The organism is Nocardia sp. NPDC004278 (assembly GCF_053602975.1).
On record NZ_JBSGEQ010000101.1, the window covers coordinates 1 to 2,693 of the forward strand.

At 65.8% G+C, this 2,693-nt stretch carries 1 protein-coding gene; it reads left to right on the forward strand.

Annotated features, from left to right (window positions below; translation table 11 throughout):
• Positions 1-2,693: SDR family NAD(P)-dependent oxidoreductase (locus tag ACWEO2_RS44210; protein WP_452410862.1), on the forward strand; the 2,693-nt coding region annotated here is incomplete at both ends.

A 2,693-nucleotide genomic window follows, 5' to 3' on the forward strand; every position in this document is an offset into this window, starting at 1 on the left:
CGTTGTTCCGGTTGCTGGAATCGTGGGGTGTGCGTGCGGATGTGGTGGCGGGTCATTCGATTGGTGAGGTTGCTGCCGCCCATGTAGCCGGAGTGATGTCGTTGGTGGATGCGTGTGTGTTGGTGGCCGCGCGTGGCCGGTTGATGCAGGCGCTGCCTGCCGGTGGGGCGATGGTCGCTGTCGGCGCCTCCGAGACCGACGTGCGGGCGCTGCTGGCAGCTGGTGACGTGTCGGCAAGTGGGGTGTCGATCGCGGCGGTCAATGGTCCGTCCTCGGTGGTGTTGTCCGGTGTCGAGAACGATGTCGTGGCTGTCGCCGAGGCGTGTGCCGAGCGTGGTTGGCGCACGCACAGGTTGCGGGTGTCGCATGCGTTCCATTCGGCGTTGATGGAGCCGATGCTGGCCGAGTTCGCTTCGGCGATAGAGGGTTTGGCGTTCGGTCGGCCGAGCCTTCCGTTGGTGTCGACGGTGACCGGTGTCAGGGTCGAGCACGAGATGTCGGATCCGTCGTATTGGGTCGGTCAGGTCCGGGACACGGTGCGGTTCGCCGAGGCGGTCACCGCTATGGCGGGTATGGGTGTATCGAGGTTCGCCGAGGTCGGACCCGACGCCGTGCTGACTCCGATGATCGCCCAGACTCTCGACGACGGGCGGGCGAGCGCGGGTGCTGCGGTCGCGGCTCCTGCGGTGCTGGCGTTGGCGCGTCGAGACCATGCCGATCCGTCCACGGTGTTGGGCGGGGTAGCCGGATTGTTCGTGTCCGGCGCCGAGGTGGACTGGTCCGGTTTCTATGCCGGTACCGGAGCTGAGCGAATCGACTTGCCCACCTACGCCTTCCAGCGTCGACGCTATTGGATGATCGAAGGCCCTGCCGCCGCTGGCAATGCCCGGGCGATGGGTCTCGTCGCTACCGGACACCCTCTGGTCTCGGCGGTCGTCTCGCAACCGGACTCCGACGCGGTAACTCTCACCGGTCGCCTGTCGGTGCAGACGCACCCATGGCTGGCCGACCACACGGTTGTGGACACCGTGCTGTTCCCCGGTACCGGTTTGGTCGAGCTCGCCTTGTACGCCGGAGAACAGGTCGGCTGCTCGACCCTCGAGGAACTGGTCCTGCAAGCCCCGCTGGCGCTGTCGGAGTCCGCCGGACTCGCGGTGCGCGTTGTGGTCGGTGCCGAGGACGAGACCGGCCGTCGCACGGTGCGGACCTTCTCTCGGCCCGATGTTGACGTCGATTCGGTGGCGTCGTGGATGTTGAACGCCGAGGGGGTGCTCGCGTCCGGATTCGATAGCGTGGCTGTGGATCTGGTGCAGTGGCCGCCCGTCGGTGCGGTCGCCGTGGACATCGATGGTGTTTACGATTCCCTTGATGCGCAGGGCTATCACTATGGTCCGGTGTTCCAGGCGCTGCGGTCGGTCTGGCGGGGATCCGATGGGATCTACGCCGAGGTCGAATTGCCCGAGCAGGCCCGGTCTGAGGCGGAGCGTTTCGGGCTGCATCCGGCGTTGCTGGATGCGGCGTTGCACGCCCTGCGTTTTGCCGGCGACGCCTCGGTGGAGGGAGCCGGACTCGCGTTGCCGTTCGAGTGGTCCGGTGTCACGGTGCATGCGGCGGGTGCTGATGCAGTGCGTGTTCGGCTCACTCGTGTCGGTGAGCACGGTGTTGCTCTGGATCTGGCGGACTCGACCGGTGCTGCGGTGGCGACGGTGCGGCATTTGGCATCCCGGCCGATCGATCCCGCGCAGCTCACCACCGGCGCATCCGTCGTCGGTACTGCGTTGTTCCAGATCGGCTGGACACCGGTCGCGGTGCGTGCAGCTGAAGTCACCGCGGTAGCGTGGCCGGACCTCGGTGATCAGGTTCCGCAGGTGGTGGTGTTGGAGTGCCCGACGGGTAATGATCCCGCCGCTGTCCATGCTGCGACTCATGAGGTTCTCGAGGTATTGCAGTCCTGGATTGCGGGCAACCGGTTCGCCGAATCGGTACTCGTCGTCCGGACCGGTGGTGCTGTCTCGGTTGCCGGGGAAGACGTTACGAATTTGGCCGGTGCGGCCGTGTGTGGTCTGGTGCGTTCCGCGCAGGCGGAAAATCCTGGCCGGATCGTGTTGATCGACACCGATTCCGAACTCGACGGGCTGCTGGGCGGGATTGTCGCCGCGGCCGAACCGCAGGTGGCGGTGCGTGATGGGCAAGTTCACATTGCGCGCCTCGGCCGAACCTCCGCGCCGACGATCGCTTCAGCCGGAGGTTTCTCCGCGGCCGCTTCGGCTGTGAGTTCGTCCTTCGATCCGGATGACACCGTTCTGATCACCGGTGCCAGCGGCTATCTGGGTGGGTTGTTCGCCCGGCACCTGGTGAACGCATATGGTGTGCGCCGTCTGTTGTTGTTGAGCCGCCGTGGTGAATCTGCTTCCGGTGCTGCGGAGTTGCGGGCGGAGTTGCAGCGTCTCGGTGCCGAGGCCGAGTTCGTGGCTTGTGATATCGCCGATCGTGGTGCGCTCGCCGAGGTGTTGGCGGGTGTGCCTGCCGGTCATCCACTCACCGGTGTGTTCCATATGGCTGGTGTGCTCGATGATGGTGCGATCGCGTCGTTGACCGCGGATCGGTTGGATGCGGTGTTGGGGCCCAAGGTTGATGCTGCTCTGCATCTGCATGAGTTGACCGTGGATCTGCCGTTGAAGGCGTTCGTGCTG